We start from the raw sequence: 22,386 nt of genomic DNA, 5'->3' as shown, positions 1-22,386 counted from the left end.
TATACAACAAAACAAACAAACGGAAATATTGCGATTGCAGGAAATAAAATAAAATTACCGAAACTTGGCTTTGTTCGCTTTGCAAAATCAAGAGAAGTAGAAGGGCGTATTTTAAACGCTACCGTGAGACGTAATCCAAGCGGGAAATACTTTGTTTCAATTCTTGTTGAAACGGAAGTGCAACGATTAGAAAAAACAGGTTCGGCTGTTGGTGTTGATGTTGGATTAAAAGACTTTGCTAGTCTTTCGACTGGTGAAGTATTTGGAAATCCTAAGTGGTTTCGTACATTGGAAAAGAGTTTGGCTGATGCGCAGCGGATTCTTTCCAAACGTGTAAAAGGCTCTTCAAATTGGAATAAACAGCGTGTCAAAGTCGCTCGCATTCACGAACGAATCACCAACGCAAGAGCAGACTACTTGCAAAAAATTTCTACCGAAATTGTCAAAAACCACGACATCATTGGTATTGAAGATTTGCAGGTGTCAAATATGCTGAAAAATCATAAATTGGCGAAAGCAATAAGTGAAGTATCTTGGTCGCAATTTAGAACTATGCTCGAATACAAAGCCAAATGGTACGGCAAACAAGTCATTGCTGTGTCTAAAACATTCGCTTCCAGTCAGCTTTGTTCTTGTTGTGGTTACCACAACAAAGACGTTAAGAATCTAAATCTTCGTGAATGGGCTTGCCCTTCTTGTGGCACGCATCATGACAGAGATATTAACGCAGGACAAAACCTTAAAAACGAAGCCGTAAGACTTCTAACCGTAGGAACTACGGGGTTAGCCTACTAAGATAATCAAAGGATACTTTGGTGTTCGTAGGAATCCCACACTTCAAACAGTCCGTAAGGACGTTAAGTGGCGGGTAGTTCAAATCAAGTATCTCCACTTACAAAGATTGGATTCCACTTCATATTAAGGAAGGTTATCATTTACAGCATATGCCGCCTAGCGATAAGTTGAAAGCGGTTGAGGATGGGAAAATCTCTTCTTACGAGTATTATGGAGCACTTAAAGTTTTATGTGAAGAAGAAGTAGAAAAACATTGGCCGGGGCGTGTTTTGCATATAAGAGCAGGGCTTCTTGTTGGGCCATTTGACTATTCAGATCGACTCCCGTACTGGGTTCAGCGTGTAGCGCAAGGTGGAAAAATAATGGTGCCAGGGCGTTCAAAGCGTCCTGTTCAACTGATTGACGTGAAAGATGTGGCAACCTGGGCATTTAATATGGCAGAAAGCAGAAAAGTAGGCAAGTTTAATGTAACAGGGCCGAATAATGAATTGACAATAGAAGGATTATTAAATAGTTGTAAAGCAGTAACAAATAGCGATGCTGAATTTGTATGGATAGAAGAACAATTTATAATTGAGAATAAAGTAAAGCCATGGACGGAGTTGCCTTTATGGATTCCTGAAAATTTCCCATTAGAAGGAGAGATAGAACCGTGGAAAGGTAGTTTTTTCATCAGTATAGAAAAAGCTGTTAACGCGGGTCTATCTTTTAGACCTATAGAAGATACTATTGGTGATGTGTATCTATGGGAGAAATCGAGGCAGGATACAGAACGAAAGGCAGGTATATCAAGAGAAAGAGAGACCGAATTACTAGAGGGTTGGTTTCAGAAGGAGAAATTTTGATGAGAGTATATACCCATCAAGTAGAGAAAGATTTTGCAAGGAAATAGATTCTTCTAAATTAAGATTCCCAAAGATCTGATATGATTGTGTAATGAAATTTAGATTTCAAAAAATATTCTTGCCCCGTTTTAAATTTAGACGGGGTGTTTATTTTGATTTTGAATTTAAATTGCGTATTATTGAAGAATATCTTGAACGAGCTATATAATGGATTAACCTGTATAAAAAGTTTGGTGCTGAGGAACTAAAAAGAAAAAACTTCTCTTATTCTATTCAATTTATTCTGAATGTTATAAACTGGAATAAAAAATGATATAGGAGAAAGATGATGACAATGAAATTAGTGAAACCAACACATCAGCATAGCAAACAAATCATGGCTTATCGGCAGGCATTCCTAAATTCAAGGGAGCAACCATATGGCAGTTGTTCCTTACAACGCTTTGATTCCATTGATGAATGGCTTGAAAAGGTCAAAATTCAAGAAAAAGGAGAAAATTTACCATCAAATCGAGTTCCATCCACTCAGTTTTTGAGTATTGAAAAGGGGAAATTACTCGGATTAATCAATATCCGCCATCGATTAACGCCAGAATTACTGATGGAGAGCGGACATATCGGTTATAGCGTGCACCCTAACGAACGTCGAAAGGGTTACGCCGCTGAGCAACTTCGGCTTTCTTTATTTGAAGCAAAAAAATTAGGATTGGAGAAAGTGTTGATAACTTGTGACAAAGCAAATATCGGCTCTGCCAAAACCATTCAAAAAGTTGGAGGTATCTTAGAAAATGAAGTAATTTCCCCTGATACTGGCGAAATTGTTCAGCGTTACTGGATAGAACTATGATTGAGTAAGTTTTCAAAAATTATATTTGAAGTCGTATTGAAACTGGATAATAACGAAAGGAAAAACCAGAGTGAGGAATCATTTCGAAAAAGGTTTAACTTTTGGTGCTTAGTACAAATTGCATTTCTTATTGTCATTAGGTGGATAAGAAATGATTCGTTTTTTAACTTACGATAACACTCGTTATATCAATTTTACATATATGATATTCATATTTGAATAAATGATAAAAGCTCTCTAATTTTAAAGAGAGCTTTTTATCATTTATTTTTGATCGAACACAAATATTTCTTTATATTTTCTTGCATGTATTTTTTGACCATTCTCTAACGTCTTTGGTAGCTCCTCTTGCCATGTAACAATAACCGTAATACCTTTGGCTGTTACTGACAAAGGAAAATTAGGGAAATGACACTCATTAGTGGTGACTGCTTTCTCAGTCTCAAGCGCGTCCATATTTCCCCGCAAAGTCTTGGAATCGTTAAAGTTACTGTATATATCCACATCTAAATTATAAACATCTTTTCCTAGGTTCTTCACATCTAGACTATATGTATTTACTACGCCTGGTTTTGGTTTTGAAAGCCTTGGATCATCGTCAGCTTTATCAATTTTCAAATGCCAATGTTTAGAGGACTTTGATATAGGAAGATTACTAAACGAGGAAGCTTCCGTTAATATATTGCTACTGAATATAAAACATACCATATAAAAAAGAACAACTGTTATCTTTCGCATATTCCAACCTCCAAAATATAGGATTTTATCTTATTTACTATTTCTTTAAATAAAAGGTAATATGTATCAAATGATTATTGTTAAAATACGGATTAGACAATATCTGCTCCCGATAGCACTGATTATGTGAAAAGAGAGGAGTCTGTAATGTTTTCTTGTATAAGATAGACATACACTATAAAAGTGGAATTTTCATCTCATAACATAATATGGAACCACAGGCAGGTATAAAAGCCCGCCGCGTGGCTCTTTTTCTCTTTTCTTTTTTAAGGCAATATTTAAAGGGTGCTCATTCAAATATTTAAAGACTTTCAACCAAATGGTAAACAACCGTTGTATATCCAGTTGATAGAGTAGGTTGTAGCAGATGAATATTTAATTAGATTGTTAGAAGTTTAAAAAACAAGACTACATTTAAGCAAGCTGTCAATGAAGTACAAACAGAGTACATAATGAATAAGGATATAGACTAAACATGTAAGAAAAGGGGAGTCTAGTATGGAACTTACTCTAAATCGGGTAAAACTTCAGCTCATGCAATTAGAACATGCCGAACAATTATATAAAATTATTGAGGAGACACCTTCTCTTTGGTCGTATATGCCAAGACAAATGAGAAGCCAACATGATATGGAAGAGATGGTGAAAGAAGCTTTAGAAAGTTATAAAGAAGGCACTGTACTTCCGTTTGTTGTTGTAGACCAGTTTACTAACAGTATCGTTGGTAGCACTCGCCTATACGATATATCTGCTGATTATAAAACATTGGAGTTAGGCTATACATTCTATGCTCCTAGTGTTCAAAGAACAAGTATTAATACAGAGTGTAAATATTTATTATTAAGGCATGCCTTTGAAACATTACAGATGGTTCGAGTTCAAATTAAGACAGACCTTCAAAATAAGTGGGCACAGAAAGCCATTGAGCGTTTAGGAGCTATAAAGGAGGGCGTCTTACGAAATGAAAGAACTTTATATACAGGACAAACAAGAGATGCCTGTGTTTATAGTGTTATTTCTAAGGAATGGCTTACTATTAAAGAGAATTTGCAGCTCTTACTTCAGAAAAATTACTAAATAATTTAGATAGAATCGTGAAAGTTACGGTTTTAAGTTGTGGAAACGACATATTATTTTTAGTAGGAGTTCTGTTTGGTATATGTTATGTAATGAAATAAGAAGAAACATAATGAAAAGAGTTGCGATTTGCGCCTTTTCTAATTGAAGGAATAAAACAAACAGTCCGTATTGATATTAAGGGACAAGAATAAGTCCTGATGAAATGATTGAAATAGTACAGAAAATTAAGATGAAAATAAATAATAAAATTATTATTAAAATTAAATATTATTATATTGAAATTATAATATATTATACGTATGATTTGGGCAGTTTTTTGTTTTTCTCTTTTAGAACAAAAAGAACGAATGGAAATGCTATTGAATATGAAACAGTAATCATAGTACATTTAAAAAAGGGGAGATTTTTTATAGGGAAGGTGAGGGAATGCTAGATAAAGCTGATGATTCAATAATGAATCATATGTATACAGTAGAAGAACAACAAAAGTTATATAAACGGACGTTAGTAATCGTGAGTATTTCACAAATGTTTGGTGGTGCGGGGTTAGCTGCTGGAATTACGGTAGGCGCACTTCTCGCACAGCAAATGCTTGGGACAGATGCATTCGCAGGGTTGCCAGCTGCTATATTTACAATGGGATCGGCAGGAGCCGCTTTCATAGTAGGAAGGCTTTCGCAACGTTATGGGCGTCGAATAGGGCTCGCGACAGGATTTATGGTAGGAGGGCTTGGGGCTATTGGAGTGGTAATTTCCGCTTTAACAAATAGTATTATTCTCTTACTTGCTTCCCTGCTGATTTATGGTGCAGGTACAGCCACAAATTTACAAGCTCGTTATGCCGGTACAGACTTAGCAAATGAGAAGCAAAGGGCAACTGCTATTAGTATTACAATGGTTATGACGACCTTTGGTGCGGTAGCGGGACCAAACTTAGTAGGTGTAATGGGGAGTTTTGCTCGTTCTATTGGTATTCCTGAACTTGCTGGTCCTTTCATATTATCAGCAGCTGCATTTCTTTTAGCGGGTCTCGTACTTTTCGTTATGCTTCGTCCAGATCCATTACTTGTAGCAAACATGATAGAAACATATAAACAGAAGCATATATATAAAGAGCATTCGATAGCTAAAAAATTAATAACAAATAAAAGAGGCATTACAGTTGGGGCAATCGTTATGATACTTACGCAAGTTGTCATGGTTGCTATTATGACGATGACTCCTTTACATATGAAACACCACGGTCATGGCTTAAGTGAAGTGGGTCTTGTCATTGGGTTTCATGTAGGCGCAATGTACCTTCCATCACTCGTTACAGGAATCCTTGTTGATAAGATTGGTCGAATGGCAATGAGCATTGCTTCCGGAGTTATACTACTTAGTGCTGGGGTGTTAGCTGCTATTGCCCCGAGCGATTCTTTAATACTTCTGGTTGTTGCCCTTTCTTTACTAGGATTAGGATGGAATCTCGGTTTAATAAGTGGAACGGCTCAAATTGTTGATTCAACAGAACCTGTAACACGTGCAAAGACGCAAGGAAAAGTGGACGTTTTTATTGCATTGGCAGGGGCTTCTGGTGGAGCGATGTCCGGCATGGTGGTAGCTAATTCAAGTTATGCAGCATTATCATTAGCTGGAGGAGCTTTAGCTTTATTGCTTATTCCTGTTGTGATATGGTCTAGAAATGATAGAGAGCATTAAATAGAGTAGAGGGCCAGAAAGTTTTGTAGATGGAATTGCACTAATAGAGAAAAAGATGGATAGATATTTACTAAAGAAATTAAAAAGGAGATCCTTTTGATACCATCTAGTTTCATGTTTGGATTCTGAAACGGTGATATCACATTGCCTTTATTTATTTTTGATAATGATAAATCAGTGTGGCTTTCTTGTGTAGATACATCTCCGCTATCACTATAATTTCATGTGATTAAAATATAAAAATTATAAAGTTATTCTTTCGCATTAAATAGAAGAATTGTCTTTGCTTTGTAGTTGGACATAAAAAGAGAGAAGAGGCAGAGAATAAATTGGGTTAATTAAAAAAGCATCTCACAAAGTTATTAGTGGAATGCTTTTTCTGTTTTAAATAAAGTGATCATTAAACGGATCTATAATTCTCTCAAAAATATTTTTTCAGCTAATTCTCTAAAACTTTTTTCGTCTCTTGGTACAATTGATAAGTCCTCATGCCAGATTTCAACAATTGACCAGTTATTTGTAGTTTGAAAGCCTATTGCATCACCAGAAAAGTTATCACCAAATAATAAAATGTCTTTTATTTCTGGGTTGTCATCTGCATCATATATTTCATCAGCTTCGATTAGTCCTCCATAAAACATAAAATATCCATCAGAAACAGATCCATATCCAACTTCTTTTAAGAAGTCAATATAATCTTGGGGAATACCATCCAACATTGAGTCTTCATCAATAACGGAATCAATTAATTTATCAAATTTATAATCAGTAGGTGTATCATGGATTTTTTTTAGGATCTCTTTGTATACCACATCTCAACACTCCAAATAATTTTTTGAAAATCCCATATTATATTTCTACATGCATTCGCTGACTTTAATTTTTTTCTTATAAACCACAAATATTATGTGATTTTTGTAGTTACCTATATATATTAATTCTAGAAATACAGGCTTACTATTATTGGCACATACAATAGGACTATTTAAATTTACTATATACTTCATTTTTTCTTATAGCAACATTGACGTGTTGTTCTGATTCTCTAAAATCTGTAATTCTTAATGAACTTATCATATTTTAGAGTTAAAATTAAATAAAGATGCGTATGAAGAATTGAAGGTGAGAAGCTTTGGAGTTAGTTCGAAAATTAACCCGTATTTATGGCTTAGGGCTTTGCTGTGGATTGTGGAGTAAAGCTGAAGTAATTCAATGGTGTGATAAATTGATTGAGGCAAGTGATAGTCCGCCATATGAAATAATTGAGATATCCTTAATGTCTAAAGCAAAGATAGATGATATTGAAGGGAAGTTATTTGAGTTTAGTAGCACAGTTGCTGAAGAATACACTGTTAAATTAACTCTTTCCGTCATTCATGAAAAACTAAAAGAAAATGAACTGACGATTGAAGAATCAACTAAATGCACCACCAGACTTTTAGTTAACAGGGGATTGCATTGGGAAGATGAATATTTTGATTTATATAGTCTGGATGATAGCTATGACTTAGCTAAAGATGGTGTTCATTTTGATTTAAGCGAAGTTATTAATACATATATTGAGACGTTAGGCGTTTACAGTAAGTATTTTAGGGAATTTGAAAAGCTGTATTTCAAAGTAATGAAAAATAAGTGGGTTAGATAGAAAGAATTGAAGAAAAATTATTTGGTAACAAGAAGGTTTGTCCGTAATCATGTTAACAATGTGATGTGAAAACTAAGAAATAAGAAAAACTCACAACGCTTACTCATTGATTTTACTTAGAACACTACTCCTGCTCCATATAAGGTGTAAACACGGGCGGAGAAATAGAAGAATTAAATAAACAAAAACACGACCCCTAACTTATTTATAGTTAGGGGTCGCTTCTTTATAGAACAATAGAAACTTTTAATAGTTTCTATTGTTCTATTTTTTAAATCGATACGGAACAGTTGAAACAATAACATTCTTTTTATATAAAAGGTATATCCTTAATAAAACACTTGATTGGTTGTGTAAAAAGTTATGCCAACTTTTCTTTGTTATAAACTGTGGAATGAGAACAGTAACTGAATGATGATTTTCTACTGCTTTATCTTGGATGATAGCTATTAATTTTGTAATAGGTCTCATTATGCTTCTATAAGAAGAAACGACTGTAATAAGACGAACATTCGGCTTCCATTCTTTCCATTTTTGCTGCATTTTTATTTCACTTTCTTTATCGAAGGCTACGTATACAGCGATGACAGTATCACCAATGGCCTCAGCGTAATTAATGGATTGTTCAACTACCTTTGTAATTCCTGCAACAGGTACGATGACAATGTTTTCTTCGATTTTGTGAGGAATTTCATTTGGATCGATACGTAATTGTTCTCCAACTGAATCGTAATGTTTATGGATACAATGAAAGATATACACAATAATTGGTAGGAATATAACAACAGACCATACTTGTGTAAACTTTGTGATAAAGAAAATAAGTAAAACCGATAATGAAATAAGTGCACCTACTAAATTTGTTAGTAATTTAGGCAACCAACCTGCTGGTTTTTCACGCAACCATTTTATAATCATTCCCGTTTGTGACAAGGTGAAAGGAAGGAACACACCAACTGCGTACAGCGGGATTAATTGTTCTGTTTTTCCTTGAAACGCAATAATTAAAATGATAGAAGCGATTCCCAAAGTCATAATTCCATTTGAATAGCCTAATCGATCACCGCGCATTAAAAACATACGAGGCATATATTTATCTGATGCTAGGTTGAAAGCTAACAATGGGAATGCGGAGAATCCCGTATTAGCAGCTAATACTAAAATAAGTGCAGTTGTTCCTTGGATAAAATAATACACATAATTTCTTCCGAATATATCCGAAGCAATTTGGGAGACAACAGTTTCATTGTGTTTTGGAGCAATACCGTACCAATATGCCAAAACGGTGATACCAGTAAATAAGACTGCAAGAATTGCTCCCATCATCACTAAAGTAGTCGCTGCATTTTTAGCAGCTGGTGCCTTAAAGTTAGGAATTGCATTTGAAATCGCTTCTACCCCTGTTAATGCAGAACATCCAGATGAGAATGCTTTTAATAAAAAGAATAATGTAATTCCTGGTGCTACCGTACCAATTGGGGTATGTAAAGATGCCGGCGCTTGTCCAGTGGCAATTTTAAAGACTCCAACAGTAATTAATACGATAAGTGCTAATACGAAGAGATAGACAGGATAAGCTAGAACAGAAGCTGATTCTGTTACACCTCTAAGATTCAGAATGGTAATAAAAATAACAAGTATTACAGCGATTATTACAGTGTACTGATGTAAAGCTGGAAATGCGGATGTAATTGCATCTGTCCCTGCGGATACACTTACAGCTACGGTAAGAATATAATCTACCAGTAAGGATCCCCCGGCAATAAGACCCGCATTTATACCTATATTTGTTTTGGAAACAACGTAAGCTCCTCCGCCGTGTGGATAGGCATAAATGATCTGTCTGTACGATAAAATAAGTGCCGTTAACAAAACGAGAACGCCGATTGCGATTGGAATAGAATACCAAAAAGCGACCGATCCAATTGTTGCAAGAACAATTAAAATTTGTTCTGTTCCATAAGCAACAGAAGAAAGAGCATCAGATGAAAGAATGGCTAATGCCTTTAACTTATTTAATTTTTGTTCACCTAATGCATTTGATTTAAGAGGTCTACCAATTAAAAACCTTTTGAACGCTGAAAACATGGATGCACCACCAATTTGTAAATTTTCCAATGAACAGAATATCACAATTGGCAGTGGGTGAATAGATATTTTTATTATGAATTCATTCTTTTTTAATAGTAAATTGACAAAATAGTGACAGAATAACCTTTTTACTCTATAAAAAAATGGATATAGAGAAGAGAGAAAATGAAAGGGATTGACTAAATCTGGGGTTTAAAATTGTAAAATAAAGTATGAGGCTGCAACTTATATTCAATTTCTTACGTAATACTTGCTATATGTGAAAATGAATATCTGTTTGATTAAGGAACAAGCCTTCGATATGTTGAAGACTTGTTTCTTTTAAATTCTTATCAAGTAGGGAATTCAAAGGTTTCGATACCCATTTCTCGTGCTATTAACGTAAAATCTTCTTTGTTTATTTTGAGATGTCCATATCTAAATGGATATCCCCACTTTTTCTTATCTTGAATAAAAGATAGTTGATCAATAAGAGGATGAATGTCTATTTCTTTACATGGATAAAATTTGATATTTCTACGAAAAGCAATAAAGCCGCTTCCCATATCAAACTCGTAAATATGGTCATCAATTACTTTGCCATTGGGATTAACGTTTCCTGCTTCTGCGGTAAGTATTCCCATTATAAGAGATATTTTTAGATTTTTTGATAACGAAAGAGTTGTACTTCATAACGAAGTTAAAATAACGAAAGAGGAAGGACCAGGACTTTATCATGAGTATAAGAAGTACTCGAATGAACTTAATCTTACTCAGGAGAGTAACGGAATTAAATTCACTATACATAATGCGATTTATGATGGACAGAAAGTATCTTTAACGTACTCTATTGAAAGTGATCAAGATTTAGGTGACAATCCATTTACTTTGGATTTTCTAAAAATAAAAGGGGCTGGAGGCATATCGGGAAGTAATGGGATTAAAAAAGTAGATGAACATAAGTATGTAGGTTTAATAACTGCTAGTAATTTGGAAGGTACTACAGAAGATAGTGTAAATATGCAATGGACAATAGATAGTATTACAAATTCAAATACACAAAAAGAAATAAAAGGGAATTGGAACTTTGACTTCACTTTAAGTGCAATGAAAAGTAAAGAAAAACTAATTCATAGTAGTGTAGAACAAGATGGAGTAAAGGTATCTATTGAGAAGCTATCCATATCACCGATGTCATTTATCGTTTCGTATAAATAAGAAGTTTCCGAGTATATGAAAAATAGATGGGATGAAGTATATGTTGATTTGAGAATTAAAGATGATTTAGGGAATCGTTATGCCGGGGAAGGAAACGGGAGTATACGTGATGAAAGTTCTTATACTTTGAATGGGAGTAAAACATTTCAAAAAATCAATCAGAATGCAACAAAACTTATTATAACTCCTTATATTATGTTAAGTAATCACAATGCTGATAATTATGGAGAAGTAGGAGGGACTGGAGAAAGTAAATTTAATATACTAAAGAAAATCGGTAGCCAAGAAGAAAATATTGTATTAAAAGATATCGTTGTGGAATTGGAAAAATAACATAGTAAACGAAAGGACTGTTTTCTTGAAGTAGGACAATCCTTTGTATGCTAGTAACAAAATTATTAAGAGTGATGGTGGAATACCTGAAGCCATAAGGAAAACAATGCTTTACATAATAAAGTTCTTTATAGATGCTGTAAATAATTAAAGCATATGTAATGCGTGTTGTTATTCGATATATGTATACGCAAAATACTGAAAATTATGTTAAAATAGTGTTAATTGTTTGAAAAGGAGGATTTTATTGTGAAAAAAGATCGTCTTGCAAAAATAGATTTAACGGAAAGAATAGAATCAAAAAAAATATATAATAAGAAGCTGGAAAAATATCAAATGCGTTTACTGGCATTGCAGCAGATTTTACGTAATGAAAAAATAGCTGTTATTTTGGCTATGGAAGGCTGGGATGCTGCTGGAAAAGGCGGTGCAATTAAACGAATTACCGAGCATCTTGATCCGCGCGGCCTGCAAGTAAATCCTATTGGTGCACCTGCTCCCCATGAAAAACGCTATCATTATATGCAGCGATTTTGGCGAAAAATCCCGCAATATGGTCAAATCACAATTTTCGATCGCTCATGGTACGGTCGTGTATTGGTTGAACGTGTAGAGGGTTTTGCTACAAAGGAAGAGTGGACTAGGGCATACGGTGAAATCAATGATTTTGAAAAACTATTAACAGATGATCGTTACATAGTAGCAAAGTTCTTCTATCATATTAGTAAGGATGAACAGTTAGCTCGATTTAAAGAACGAGAACAAAATCCTCTTAAGAAATGGAAAATCACAGATGAAGATTGGCGCAATCGTGAAAAGTGGAATGAATATGTCGAGGCTATGGAAGATATGTTTGAAAAAACAGACAAACCAAATGCAAAGTGGCATATTATACCTGGTAATGATAAGTTGTATGCACGTGTGAAAACATTGAAAGTGATCATTTCATTAATTGAAGATTATTTCTTAGAACACGATATAGAACTACCATCATACTATCATGAAATGAAAGAAGAAAAGCAAGAGGAAGATGAACAAATGAAAATGTAAGTTGTTAAAGATAAGAATATGTATGTAGGGAATAGTGGAAGAAAAAATATAGTAATATAAAGGGCGGTCTTACTTTTATGGGACCGTCCTTTATATTTTAGGAATGGTTGTTGTGAAATAATTATGGCTTAATCTTTAGTAGATATGAAGTAAGTTCATTCTTTTGTACACTTAGTTTAGCGGTATTGCTGAAAAAATAATCAATGAATATAACACTAGATAATTCTTTAAGGTGTGCACTTTAGTAAACGTAAATTTTAAAAGTAGAACCTAAACAATCTGCAAGCTTTCTCATTTTAATAGTACATGCTCAATTTCTATTAGAGCTTCTTTAGGGATTTGTTTATAAGCATCTTTTTCTGTCCCATTTTTTGCAAATGTTAAGTAACTACCTAAACTAATTTCACTAATCTTTAAACCTGATTTTCCTAGTCTGTTATATTTCAAACAAATTCCTCTGTAACATAATTTGGGATTTATCAAGGTAGAGCGTAGTAGATATCATTTTGTTTTTTATGATTGTGAGTGAAAGAAACAATGTTACTCTAATGCTTCCAAGAAAAACATGATATACTTTCGAAATTACTGATTATTTTTGGAATCATTAGTAATTGTGTTTGATTTTTGTGGACCATTGATAATTAGTATGTTCTTTTGAGAAAACCATATTTTCTTGTATTAAGAGAGATTGCTATTTTATACAAATTTTATCAGATTATTAATAACTTTAGTTTTTTAATTTATTTAAAGTGTATGAATTCAAATGGTCGTTCATATTATTGCTGTAAAAATTGGATAGGACAAATGAGGGGAAGTTGCAAAAATGATGAATAAACTAGAAAAAGGGCGATTTTCTTTATGTTAGGAAATGGAATTCAATCTTGTGTCAGCTACATAACTATGCTAAAATTTATGTAACTTTTAATGAACGGAGGGGTCTCCTTTGATCTTAATCAGATTACGTCTCAATACTTTGTGCCAATAATTGAATAGCGCTCAAAGGCTCTGTCTGTGTACAGAGTAAACGGGATTGGTCTGTCTCTTTAAAGGAACCCTATTGAACTTATATGTGAAAAGAGGGGAGGACGAATACACCCTCTTTTTTGTTTTACCTTTAAAACAGAATGATGCGATGCATGTATACAAACATTTTTATGTTGTATGATGCTGGATTTGACGACCATTGAACAAGTGAGAAGCGATGCTTTTTATGTTTATTTGTTGTGCTCTCATCCGTTTATGAAAAACACAGGCAGCAGCTTGTGTTTTTTAGTTTGCGCGTAATCGAAATGGAGGAATAAATATATGGAACAATTAGTACAAAAAGCGATATTAGTCGGAGTGAATTTAAATAGTGAAAGTGATTTCGAATATTCAATGGAGGAGTTAGCGAACTTAGCAGAAGCGTGCGATGTAGAGGTAGTAGGAAAAGTAACACAAAATTTACATCGTGTAAATCCATCCCATTATATTGGAACGGGTAAGATTGAAGAAGTGTCAGCGTTTGTGAAAGAAGCAGAAGCGAATTTGGTTATTTTCAATGATGAGTTATCGCCTTCACAAATTCGAAATTTAGAAGCAGATTTAGATTGTAAAGTGATTGATCGTACGATTTTAATTTTAGATATTTTTGCGCAGCGTGCTAAAACGAAAGAAGCACAATTACAGGTTGAGGTAGCGCATTTGCAATATATGATGCCTCGTTTAATTGGCCTTCGTGAATCGTTAGGAAGACAAAGCGGTGGCGTTGGTACGAAAAACAAAGGTGTAGGAGAAAAGAAATTAGAGCTTGATCGCCGTAAGATTGAAGAGCAAATTGCCGCGTTAAATAAAGAGTTAGAAGCACTCGTTGCACAGCGTCAAACGCAGCGTAAACAGCGTAAGAAAAATGAAGTGCCTGTTGTTGCATTAGTAGGGTATACAAATGCCGGGAAATCAACAACGATGAATGCAATGCTTGAAATATTTAACGGATCTGCAGAGAAGCAAGTATTTGAAAAAGATATGTTGTTTGCGACGCTTGAAACAGCTGTGCGAAATATTCAATTGCCAGATAACAAATCATTTTTATTAACAGATACCGTTGGATTCGTTAGTAAATTGCCGCATCATCTTGTAAAAGCGTTCCGTTCGACGTTAGAAGAAGTAGCGGAGGCTGATTTATTGGTTCACGTTGTTGATTATGCAAATCCAAACTACGAGCATCTTATTGATATTACAAATCAAACGTTAAAACAAATCGGTGTGGAAAATATCCAGGCAATTTATGCTTATAATAAAGCAGACGTTATTGATATTGAAATTCCAAAAGTACAAGATGATCGGGTATATTTGTCTGCGAAACAAAAAGTAGGTATTGATGAGCTTGTGCATATGATTCGCACACAAATTTATAAAGATTATACAAAGTGTGAAATGTTAATTCCTTATGATCAAGGACACCTAATTTCTTATTTTAACGAGCATGCTAACGTTTTATCGACAGACTATGAAAATGAAGGTACGAAGATTACCGTGGAATGTAAAATGAGTGATTTCGAAAAGTATAAAAGGTATGCAATACGCTAAAAAATTCACATGAAATAGGAAAAGAGGAGCTGCTGGAAAGTAGCTCTTCTTTTCATGATCTTTTCGTTGCATATATACATGTATCTCTTAATTCAGTCCCATCTATTGATACACTATTATTCTCTAAGATACCTTCTAATTTAAAACCTAACCTTTCTGGTATGGCACGGCTTTTGACATTTCTTGAGTCACAGCGAATTTCTATTCGATTTGCTCGTAATTCATGAAAAGCAAAATCTACAATTCCGGTAACAGCTTCTGTCATGTAGCCTTTTCCGCTAAAACGGGAGTGAATCCAATAACCAATTTCAAATTTCGGAATATCCCAGTTAATGCGGTGTAACCCTGAAGAGGCAACAAACTCTCCTGTGTCTTTAAGGAAAATGAGTAATCGTAAATCTTCACGTGCCAAAAATTTTACGTGAGAATCTCTAATATTTGTTTCTACTTCTTGTTCTGTTTGTTCTTTTTGAGCAAAAGGCATCCAAGGTTTTAATTCTTCTATAGATTCATTGATAGCGTTATATACTTCTTTTCCATCTCCGGGTCTTGGAATCCTTATGAGAAGTCTTTCCGTATAGAACTCAGAGGGGAAATCTAATAGCAGTGGATTCATAAGAAACGCTCCTTATTTGTTATTTTATATTATGATACACGAATGGATGTATATGGTAAATGTTTTTTCTGAATTTTAATGAAAATGAAGTTTTACTAGGTTTTAGGAGTTACGTTCATTTCGCAATGTAGTAAGCACAGAAGTGGAAAAAAAGGAAGAAGAGGTATAGAATAGGTTTTGTTTAAAAAGTCAGAAAAATAAAAGTGTGTGAAACATATGCAGAGGTTGTTTTCAGCACAAGAGGAGAGGAGCGTGTAGCATGCAGACAATAGCAAAGCCGAATGCGATGAATACACCAACGCTTTACCGTATTTTATTTGCGATTAGTTTAGGGCACTTTCTTAACGATTCGATGCAGGCGGTTGTACCGGCGTTGTTTCCTATTTTAGAAAAGTCGATGAATTTATCCTATATGCAGGTGGGATGGATTGCCTTTGCTCTCAATATGACATCATCTATTATGCAACCGGTGTTTGGGATGTATTCAGATAAGAAGCCTTCCCCGTTTTTGCTGCCGCTAGGAATGTTTTCAAGCATGCTTGGGATGATTGGACTTGCGTTTGCACCGAACTTTTTTATTGTTATCTTATCTGTTTTATTTATTGGACTTGGATCCGCAGTCTTTCATCCAGAAGGCGCACGTGTTGCTTATATGGCAGCAGGAGCAAAGCGTGGTTTAGCACAATCCATTTATCAAGTAGGGGGAAATACAGGGAACTCGCTTGCGCCAATTTTTACGGCACTTGTATTTGTTCCACTTGGACAAATTGGTGCAGTATGGTTTACAGGCTTTGCGATGGTTGGAGTTATTTTACTATACTTTGTTTCAACGTGGTATAAAGGAGAGTTAGTGAGCGGGGCTGTAAGAAGGAAGAAGCGTGCTGCGCTAGAAGCTGACAGTTTAGTAATAAGTAGCCGAATTAAGTTTGTTATTGTTTTACTTGTATTTTTAACGTTTGTTCGCTCATGGTATGGAGCAGGGATTGGAAATTTTTATCAATTTTATTTAATCGAGCATTATGGATTATCTATTAAAAATGCACAGTTTTACGTATTTGCTTTCATGATTGCTGGCGTACTTGGAACGTTCTTTGGTGGGCCGTTAGCAGATCGGTTTGGAAAGCGAAATATTATTGTTTTTTCCATGCTTGGTTCAGCACCTTTAGCGCTGTTATTGCCGCACGTTTCACTAGTTTGGGTTGTTCCATTGTTTCTTTGCATAGGGTTTATTAGTTCTAGTAGCTTTAGTGTGATTGTTGTGTATGCACAGGAGCTTGTTCCAGGAAAGGTTGGTATGGTATCTGGATTAATTGTTGGGCTTGCATTTGGACTAGGTGCGTTAGGAGCAGTTATACTCGGAAAATTAGCAGATATATACAGTCTTAACTTTATTATGATACTATGCAGCATGTTACCGTTAATTGGGTTATCATCATGGTTATTGCCAAATGACCGTAAGAAGATGTAAACATGAAAAGATTTATTTCATATTAATACAAAGAGGTGTAACTTATATTTCCAGTTACACCTCTTTAATTTTTATCGTTTTAATTTCTTCAACAGTGGCAGTCGATTGATACGATCACCGAGAATGTCAGAAGCGAGTCCACTTGTAAATACAAAAGCGAAGTAAACAATTCCGCCAAGAGCACCGCACACGACCACAATTAATAACGACTCTATATATGATTGTCCAGGAATTAACCATTTTAATAACACTTTTGCGCCAACTACTACAGCAGACATTGCAGCCGAGTAAATAGTAATAAGTAATATCGTTTTACCAGTTTTTACGATGTTAAACTTTGTATATTTTACAATGCAGTATAACATGATTACATCAGAAACGAGGTAACCAAGTATAGTTCCTAATACAGCGCCGTGTCCACCGAGTAGGTATAGAAGTGGTGTGTTGACAACAACTTTTACAAGAATACCAGCAGTGAAAGCAATCATTGTTTTACGCTGATAATCAATGCCTTGTAAAATAGCAGCTGATACGGTGAAAATCGCACTCATAACAGCAGATGGTGCATATGAGATTAAATATTGTGACCCATCTAATGCTGTATTGTGATCGAAATATACCATGCGAAATGCATCGTACGCGATGCTCGCAAGTCCAAATGATGCTGGAATCGTGAAAAATAATAAGACTGTGAAAATCTTTTCAATTTGGTTTTGCAGCTCATCTAATTTGCCACCCGTAAATGACTGTGTAATTGCCGGGATGATTGAAAGTGAAAACCCTGTTGCTAGTGATGCTGGTATCATAATCAACTTCTGAGCATAGTTTGTAATGTAAGCGAACACAGCGTTTGCTTTATCAAGCGGTGTGCCTATTGCTCGCAGTGCATCAGCAACTGTATATTGATCCACTAATGTATAAAGTGGAATGGCAATACCTACAAAGACAATTGGAATCGCATATCGAAGCAGTTCCATATAAATCTTTGTTAAGGATAATGAAGAAGAGCGTGTTTTTCTTTCTCCTTCTGGTGGGCGAAGTCCATTGTATTTTTTCCAGTACATAATGAGCATGGAAACACTGGCAATTGCTCCAATAACCGCGCCAAATGTTGCAACTGCTACAGAAGATGCGACTGATCCGCCTAATAGTTTAGAAACGATAAAGCTTCCAACTAAAATAAAAATAACACGTGCAATTTGTTCCACAACTTGTGAAACAGCACTTGGTTTCATATATTGAAAACCTTGGAAATAACCGCGGGTAACGCTCATTGCTGGCACGATAATAAGTGCAAAGCTTAGCGCGCGCATTGTTAATGTTACATCTTCGACAAATCCAGGTTCAGGTGTTTTAGAACGGATAATTAATTCCGATACGTAAGGTGCGCCGAAAAATAAAATTAAGAAACCAAGGAATCCCATAAACATCATTACTTTTAAACTTGAGTTGTATAACTTTTTACTTGTACTGTAATCTCCTAAAGCGTTATATTTGGCAACGAATTTAGAAACGGCGATTGGAATACCTGCCGTTGAAAAGCTTAGTAAAATCCCATACCAGGAGTACGCATAAGAATATAAAGCAACTCCTTGACTCCCGACTAAAGCTTGGAATGGGAAGAAATAAATAAAACCTAAAATACGTGAAATCATTGTTGCACCGCTTAGCAGGGCGGTGCCTTTTAATACTTTTGAAGTAGACAAAATACTTCCTCCTACTCTGGTTGCTTAAGAATCATCTTTTTCTACTATAAACTTGTCTTAGTATTTTATAAAGTAAAATACTAAATTTATTATTACAGAATTTCTACAAAGTGTGTTTGTTTGCGAATTTTTAGTATGAAGTTTTAATTTTGTGAAAAATCAGATAAATAAAGTGATTCTTAATACCACGATCGTTAAAAAGAAATGAAGGTGCAATTAGGAAAAATTTATCATATAATAAGGTTGATTCAAAAGATATATTAGGGGGTGTTGATATGGCAATTACAATGAAATTGCTAGATACTGCAGCGTCTCATGCAAAGCCAGGTATGGAAACGGCGATACTTTGCATGAGGTAGAGATCTAAACATACAATCGCCTCAATGGACTTGTATCATTTCTCTTATATTTGGCTTTGCACCTTATTTAGATGAAACATAAAAAATAAGGGGCGAGCGGAAATGAAATATGTAAAAGCAGCGACTGTTTTACCGGAACAGTTAATTATAGAAATTCAAAAGTATGTACAAGGTGAAACGATTTATATTCCAAAACAAGAAAGTTCTTATCATAAGTGGGGCACGCGCTCTGGAGGAAGAAAGCAACTTGATGATCGAAATCGAGCAATTAAACATGCTTTTCAAAACGGAACTTCAATTCATCAACTAGCTGAAGAGTATTTTCTCTCCATTGAAACTATAAAAAAAATAGTGTACTCGAAATAAAGTGAAACTTTAATCAGTGGGGTTTTCTTCATCCCCCACTGATTATTAGCCCTCACCAATTGGGCGCATGCCACCAGTTTATCTCCCGCCTAACAAGCGGAAGTGGCTCGTTCAGAATGTGAAGCGAAGCCACCGAACATTCTAGCCACTGGAGCTGGACAATGCTTTCGTCGAATTTTGAGGTGGGAGTATCACTGTCCGCGAATAGCGGGATAAATAAAGATCAATCATTGGCACTGTGTATTTTATATAAATACGTAGTGCTTTTTTATGTAAAGTTTGTTTCTAAATGATTTTCTGCATTTTATAAAGCAAATTCATTGTATAAAATATAAAATAGATAAACAATTTTGTATGGAGTGATAGAAATGAAAGCCTTTATTAGAAGTGATCAATACAATTTTATAAAATCACAAGCTTATATTCTAGTGAATGGACATGCAACTGCGAATGATAAGGGAGTTATTGCAGCACTGAAATCTCTGGCGATAGAAAAAGTACTACATCTGTTTGAAAATCTGACAGATGAACAAAAAGAATTAATGGATATGATTTTGACGATTCAAAATAGAGAGGATGCAGAATCATTTTTGCTCAAGTTATCGCCGTATGTCATACCGTTTCAAGAAATGTCCGAGCAAACATTAAAAAAATTATTTCCTAAGGCTAAAAAGCTTAAACTGCCTGAAATGGAAGAAATCAATATGAAAGAGACATCTTATCTAAGTTGGATTGATAAAGGATCAAACAGAAAGTTCATAATAGCTCGTAAAGATAATAAGCTTGTAGGTGTGCAAGGTACATTTCAAAGTATAAACAAAAAAAGCATTTGTTCATTGTGCCATAAACATGAAGAAGTGGGAATGTTTCTTGTTGAAATAAAAGGTGATGTACCTGGTACCTTTGTTAAAAAGGGAAACTATATTTGTAAAGATAGTATAGTGTGTAATCAGAATATGACTTCACTGGATAAATTAGATGATTTTATTGAGAGATTGAGAAAATAAGTACAGAAAAGGGTGATCTTTTATCATCCTTTTTATATGGCATGAATTATATATTATTAATGTCTAAAAAGACTGATGAAACAACTTTTCATCAGTCTTAAAAAATGTTTATTTATTATTCTTTTGCCAATTTTCCTTAATAAATTCTTCGCGACCAGATTCTTTCCGTTCTTGTGCATATTTCTCTGGATTCTTTTTATAAAAATGTTGATGATATTTTTCAGCCACATAGAATGGAGCAGCTGGGCGAATTTCTGTTACAATTGGGTCTTTAAACATACCGCTTTCTGCTAATGCTAACTTCGATTTTTCAGCAAGTTCTTTTTGTCCTTCATTATGATAAAAAATTGCTGTACGGTATGATGGACCTCGGTCGAAAAATTGGCCACCATCATCTGTTGGATCGATTTGTGGCCAATATAAATCTAATAACTTTTGAAAAGGGAATATAGTAGGATCAAATGTAATTTGAACGACTTCTAAATGTCCAGACTCCCCTGATTTTACCTCTTCATATGTTGGGTTTTCAACATGTCCTCCTGCATAACCTGAAAGGACTTTATGTATACCAGGCAATTCATCAAATGGTTTGACCATACACCAAAAGCAACCGCCTGCAAAAGTTGCAAGTTCATATTGTTTTTCTTCCATCGTATCTAATCCCCTTAAATTGATATGTTTCATATAGTATCGTATATGTTTTGAATCACCGCAAGAGAAAAGTCAGGAAGGTTAGTAAAAAAATTATTGTGCACGTTTATTCATAATATCTCCATTTTGATTAATTTGTACATCGTTGGAAATAGACTGTAAATATTGCAACATATTTTGTTTTTCTGTACCTTGAAGCGGCGTGATTTGGTTATTACGAATCATATAAGGATTAAATGACATGCGAACGTCGTTTCCTTTAAATTTAATCGTTAGAACTCCAGTTTCTGCACTATGTTCTTTTACATAATCAGGGAAGAGAAAGTTTCCAAGTGAGTATGCAACAGGAACTTTGTCGTAATATTCAAAGCCCTGTAACCAGTGAGGATGGCTTCCTACAATCGCATTTGCACCTGCTTCTACTATTTTTTGTACATATTCTTTTTGATAAGCAGCAGGACGATTTGTTTTTTCGACGCCCCAATGCATATACACGATCATATAATCGGCATCTTTCTTTTGTTCTTTAATTGTTTTTGTGACAAGGTTTAAATCGTAACCATTTGCAATACCAGGTTTGTTATCTGTAGCTACCCATGTAGTATCGGGCATAAAACGAACGAAAGAGAGGAATTTAAATTTTTTACCTTTAATTGTAACTTCTTTCGCTGTATATGCATCTTTTGCATTTTTTCCTGCACCGATATACGGAAATCCCATTTTTTCAACATGTGAAATGGTATCCAATAAGCCGTCTTGAAAATAATCGAGTGTATGGTTATTTCCAATATTAACAATATCATAGCCTGTATTTTTAATCGCTTTTAGTGTAGAAGGATCGCTTTTAATCCAAAACAGTTGGCCGGGATATTTTTTCTCGCGAGTTGTAAACGCAGATTCTAAATTTACAAATGAGTAGTCCGCTTTTTCTATTTCCGGTTTTACATGCTGAAATGGATAATCAGCACCTTTACTTTGAATAACAGGGCGCAATTGCCAATCAAACATTGTATCACCGGAGAATGTAAGAGTAATCTCAGGATCTTCTTTCGGTTTTTTTGTTTGCTCTTTTCCTTGTGCTGTTTGCTTATTTTTTATCCCTGTATTTTGCTCATTTTTCGTTTCTGAACTTAGCGCATAGTTGATCAATAAGACTATCGGGGTAAAAAGTACGGCTAATACTATCGTGCGTTTTAGTAATGTTCTTTTGCGAATTTTCATAAGTAGTCCTTTCCTTATAAAGTTAATAATATTTAGCAACATTAATTTTGAAGTATATTTAAATATTAATTATTAGTGATTTTGATATTAAGGTAACACGAG

The 22,386-nt window shown here is 34.7% G+C and carries 21 protein-coding genes and 1 pseudogene; 13 read left to right on the top strand and 9 right to left on the bottom strand.

Features of this window, described 5'->3' with window-relative positions; translation table 11 throughout:
- From tnpB to PLX19_RS20300, 3 genes and pseudogenes are all read left to right on the top strand, one after another.
- A partial coding sequence (tnpB, locus tag PLX19_RS20310) for an IS200/IS605 family element RNA-guided endonuclease TnpB (protein ID WP_272190627.1) occupies positions 1 to 795 on the top strand: 795 nt, incomplete at its 5' end.
- A gap of 77 nt (positions 796 to 872) precedes the next feature.
- Positions 873 to 1,640: pseudogene (locus PLX19_RS20305) on the top strand (NAD-dependent epimerase/dehydratase family protein); the annotation flags it as partial.
- Positions 1,641 to 1,974: 334 nt separating this feature from the next.
- Positions 1,975 to 2,487 (top strand): GNAT family N-acetyltransferase, encoded by a 513-nt coding sequence (locus PLX19_RS20300; protein ID WP_334313771.1) that lies wholly within the window; start codon positions 1,975 to 1,977, stop codon positions 2,485 to 2,487.
- A gap of 264 nt (positions 2,488 to 2,751) precedes the next feature.
- Here the strand turns inward: PLX19_RS20300 and PLX19_RS20295 are convergent, their stop codons facing one another.
- Positions 2,752 to 3,225, bottom strand: coding sequence for a hypothetical protein (locus PLX19_RS20295; protein ID WP_272190625.1), 474 nt, complete (start codon positions 3,223 to 3,225; stop codon positions 2,752 to 2,754).
- A 498-nt stretch (positions 3,226 to 3,723) separates the two neighbouring features.
- On the opposite strand from PLX19_RS20295, the gene PLX19_RS20290 reads away from it, so the two are divergent.
- Both PLX19_RS20290 and PLX19_RS20285 read left to right on the top strand, forming a co-directional pair.
- On the top strand, positions 3,724 to 4,302 hold the full coding sequence (locus PLX19_RS20290) for a GNAT family N-acetyltransferase (protein WP_272190624.1): 579 nt from the start codon (positions 3,724 to 3,726) through the stop codon (positions 4,300 to 4,302).
- 429 nt (positions 4,303 to 4,731) lie between these two features.
- On the top strand, positions 4,732 to 6,006 hold the full coding sequence (locus PLX19_RS20285) for an MFS transporter (RefSeq protein WP_272190623.1): 1,275 nt from the start codon (positions 4,732 to 4,734) through the stop codon (positions 6,004 to 6,006).
- 410 nt (positions 6,007 to 6,416) lie between these two features.
- Here PLX19_RS20285 and PLX19_RS20280 read toward each other — a convergent pair whose 3' ends face one another.
- Entirely contained in the window at positions 6,417 to 6,818 is a 402-nt protein-coding gene (locus PLX19_RS20280) for an SMI1/KNR4 family protein (protein WP_272190622.1), read from the bottom strand.
- A 320-nt stretch (positions 6,819 to 7,138) separates the two neighbouring features.
- Here PLX19_RS20280 and PLX19_RS20275 point away from each other — a divergent pair, with 320 nt between their 5' ends.
- On the top strand, positions 7,139 to 7,651 hold the full coding sequence (locus PLX19_RS20275; protein ID WP_272190621.1) for a protein kinase: 513 nt from the start codon (positions 7,139 to 7,141) through the stop codon (positions 7,649 to 7,651).
- Positions 7,652 to 7,915: 264 nt separating this feature from the next.
- On the opposite strand, the gene PLX19_RS20270 is transcribed toward PLX19_RS20275, so the two are convergent.
- Together PLX19_RS20270 and PLX19_RS20265 are read right to left on the bottom strand one after the other, a co-directional pair.
- Entirely contained in the window at positions 7,916 to 9,739 is a 1,824-nt protein-coding gene (locus tag PLX19_RS20270; protein ID WP_272190630.1) for an APC family permease, read from the bottom strand.
- Between the two features lie 335 nt (positions 9,740 to 10,074).
- Positions 10,075 to 10,365: a hypothetical protein gene (locus PLX19_RS20265; RefSeq protein ID WP_272190620.1), complete on the bottom strand. Its 291-nt coding sequence runs from the start codon at positions 10,363 to 10,365 to the stop codon at positions 10,075 to 10,077.
- Between PLX19_RS20265 and PLX19_RS20260 the strand changes: the two genes are divergently transcribed.
- The 3 genes from PLX19_RS20260 (at position 10,325) to PLX19_RS20250 (ending at position 12,322) form a co-directional block, all read left to right on the top strand.
- Positions 10,325 to 10,939 carry a DUF4179 domain-containing protein gene (locus tag PLX19_RS20260; protein WP_272190619.1) on the top strand — a complete coding sequence of 205 codons (615 nt, stop codon included), beginning with the start codon at positions 10,325 to 10,327 and terminating at the stop codon, positions 10,937 to 10,939. The genes PLX19_RS20265 and PLX19_RS20260 overlap by 41 nt on opposite strands.
- A gap of 15 nt (positions 10,940 to 10,954) precedes the next feature.
- Entirely contained in the window at positions 10,955 to 11,272 is a 318-nt protein-coding gene (locus tag PLX19_RS20255) for a DUF5643 domain-containing protein (RefSeq protein WP_272190617.1), read from the top strand.
- Positions 11,273 to 11,521: 249 nt separating this feature from the next.
- Complete coding sequence (locus PLX19_RS20250; RefSeq protein WP_272190616.1) at positions 11,522 to 12,322, top strand: polyphosphate kinase 2 family protein; 801 nt, start codon at positions 11,522 to 11,524, stop codon at positions 12,320 to 12,322.
- Between the two features lie 291 nt (positions 12,323 to 12,613).
- Here PLX19_RS20250 and PLX19_RS20245 read toward each other — a convergent pair whose 3' ends face one another.
- Positions 12,614 to 12,769 (bottom strand): hypothetical protein, encoded by a 156-nt coding sequence (locus PLX19_RS20245; protein WP_272190614.1) that lies wholly within the window; start codon positions 12,767 to 12,769, stop codon positions 12,614 to 12,616.
- Positions 12,770 to 13,627: 858 nt separating this feature from the next.
- Between PLX19_RS20245 and hflX the strand changes: the two genes are divergently transcribed.
- Positions 13,628 to 14,890, top strand: coding sequence for a GTPase HflX (hflX, locus tag PLX19_RS20240; protein WP_272190613.1), 1,263 nt, complete (start codon positions 13,628 to 13,630; stop codon positions 14,888 to 14,890).
- Between the two features lie 52 nt (positions 14,891 to 14,942).
- Here hflX and PLX19_RS20235 read toward each other — a convergent pair whose 3' ends face one another.
- Complete coding sequence (locus PLX19_RS20235) at positions 14,943 to 15,506, bottom strand: GNAT family N-acetyltransferase (protein WP_272190612.1); 564 nt, start codon at positions 15,504 to 15,506, stop codon at positions 14,943 to 14,945.
- Between the two features lie 259 nt (positions 15,507 to 15,765).
- On the opposite strand from PLX19_RS20235, the gene PLX19_RS20230 reads away from it, so the two are divergent.
- Positions 15,766 to 16,974, top strand: a complete 1,209-nt coding sequence (locus tag PLX19_RS20230) for an MFS transporter (protein WP_272190611.1) — start codon at positions 15,766 to 15,768, stop codon at positions 16,972 to 16,974.
- A gap of 71 nt (positions 16,975 to 17,045) precedes the next feature.
- Here the strand turns inward: PLX19_RS20230 and PLX19_RS20225 are convergent, their stop codons facing one another.
- Positions 17,046 to 18,680: a putative polysaccharide biosynthesis protein gene (locus tag PLX19_RS20225; RefSeq protein WP_272190610.1), complete on the bottom strand. Its 1,635-nt coding sequence runs from the start codon at positions 18,678 to 18,680 to the stop codon at positions 17,046 to 17,048.
- Between the two features lie 461 nt (positions 18,681 to 19,141).
- Between PLX19_RS20225 and PLX19_RS20220 the strand changes: the two genes are divergently transcribed.
- A complete protein-coding gene (locus PLX19_RS20220) occupies positions 19,142 to 19,405 on the top strand; it encodes a CD3324 family protein (RefSeq protein WP_272190608.1) in 264 nt (87 codons plus the stop codon).
- Between the two features lie 368 nt (positions 19,406 to 19,773).
- On the top strand, positions 19,774 to 20,412 hold the full coding sequence (locus PLX19_RS20215) for a FusB/FusC family EF-G-binding protein (RefSeq protein ID WP_272190606.1): 639 nt from the start codon (positions 19,774 to 19,776) through the stop codon (positions 20,410 to 20,412).
- 108 nt (positions 20,413 to 20,520) lie between these two features.
- On the opposite strand, the gene msrA is transcribed toward PLX19_RS20215, so the two are convergent.
- Positions 20,521 to 21,063, bottom strand: coding sequence for a peptide-methionine (S)-S-oxide reductase MsrA (msrA, locus tag PLX19_RS20210; RefSeq protein ID WP_272190605.1), 543 nt, complete (start codon positions 21,061 to 21,063; stop codon positions 20,521 to 20,523).
- A 93-nt stretch (positions 21,064 to 21,156) separates the two neighbouring features.
- Positions 21,157 to 22,284: a CapA family protein gene (locus tag PLX19_RS20205; RefSeq protein WP_272190604.1), complete on the bottom strand. Its 1,128-nt coding sequence runs from the start codon at positions 22,282 to 22,284 to the stop codon at positions 21,157 to 21,159.
- Positions 22,285 to 22,386 lie beyond the last annotated feature (102 nt).

Source organism: Bacillus sp. BP-3 (assembly GCF_028401955.1).
Taxonomy (GTDB): domain Bacteria; phylum Bacillota; class Bacilli; order Bacillales; family Bacillaceae_G; genus Bacillus_A.
The sequence above is the reverse complement of the archived record's forward strand: the minus strand, read 5'-3'. Positions and strand labels throughout refer to the sequence as shown.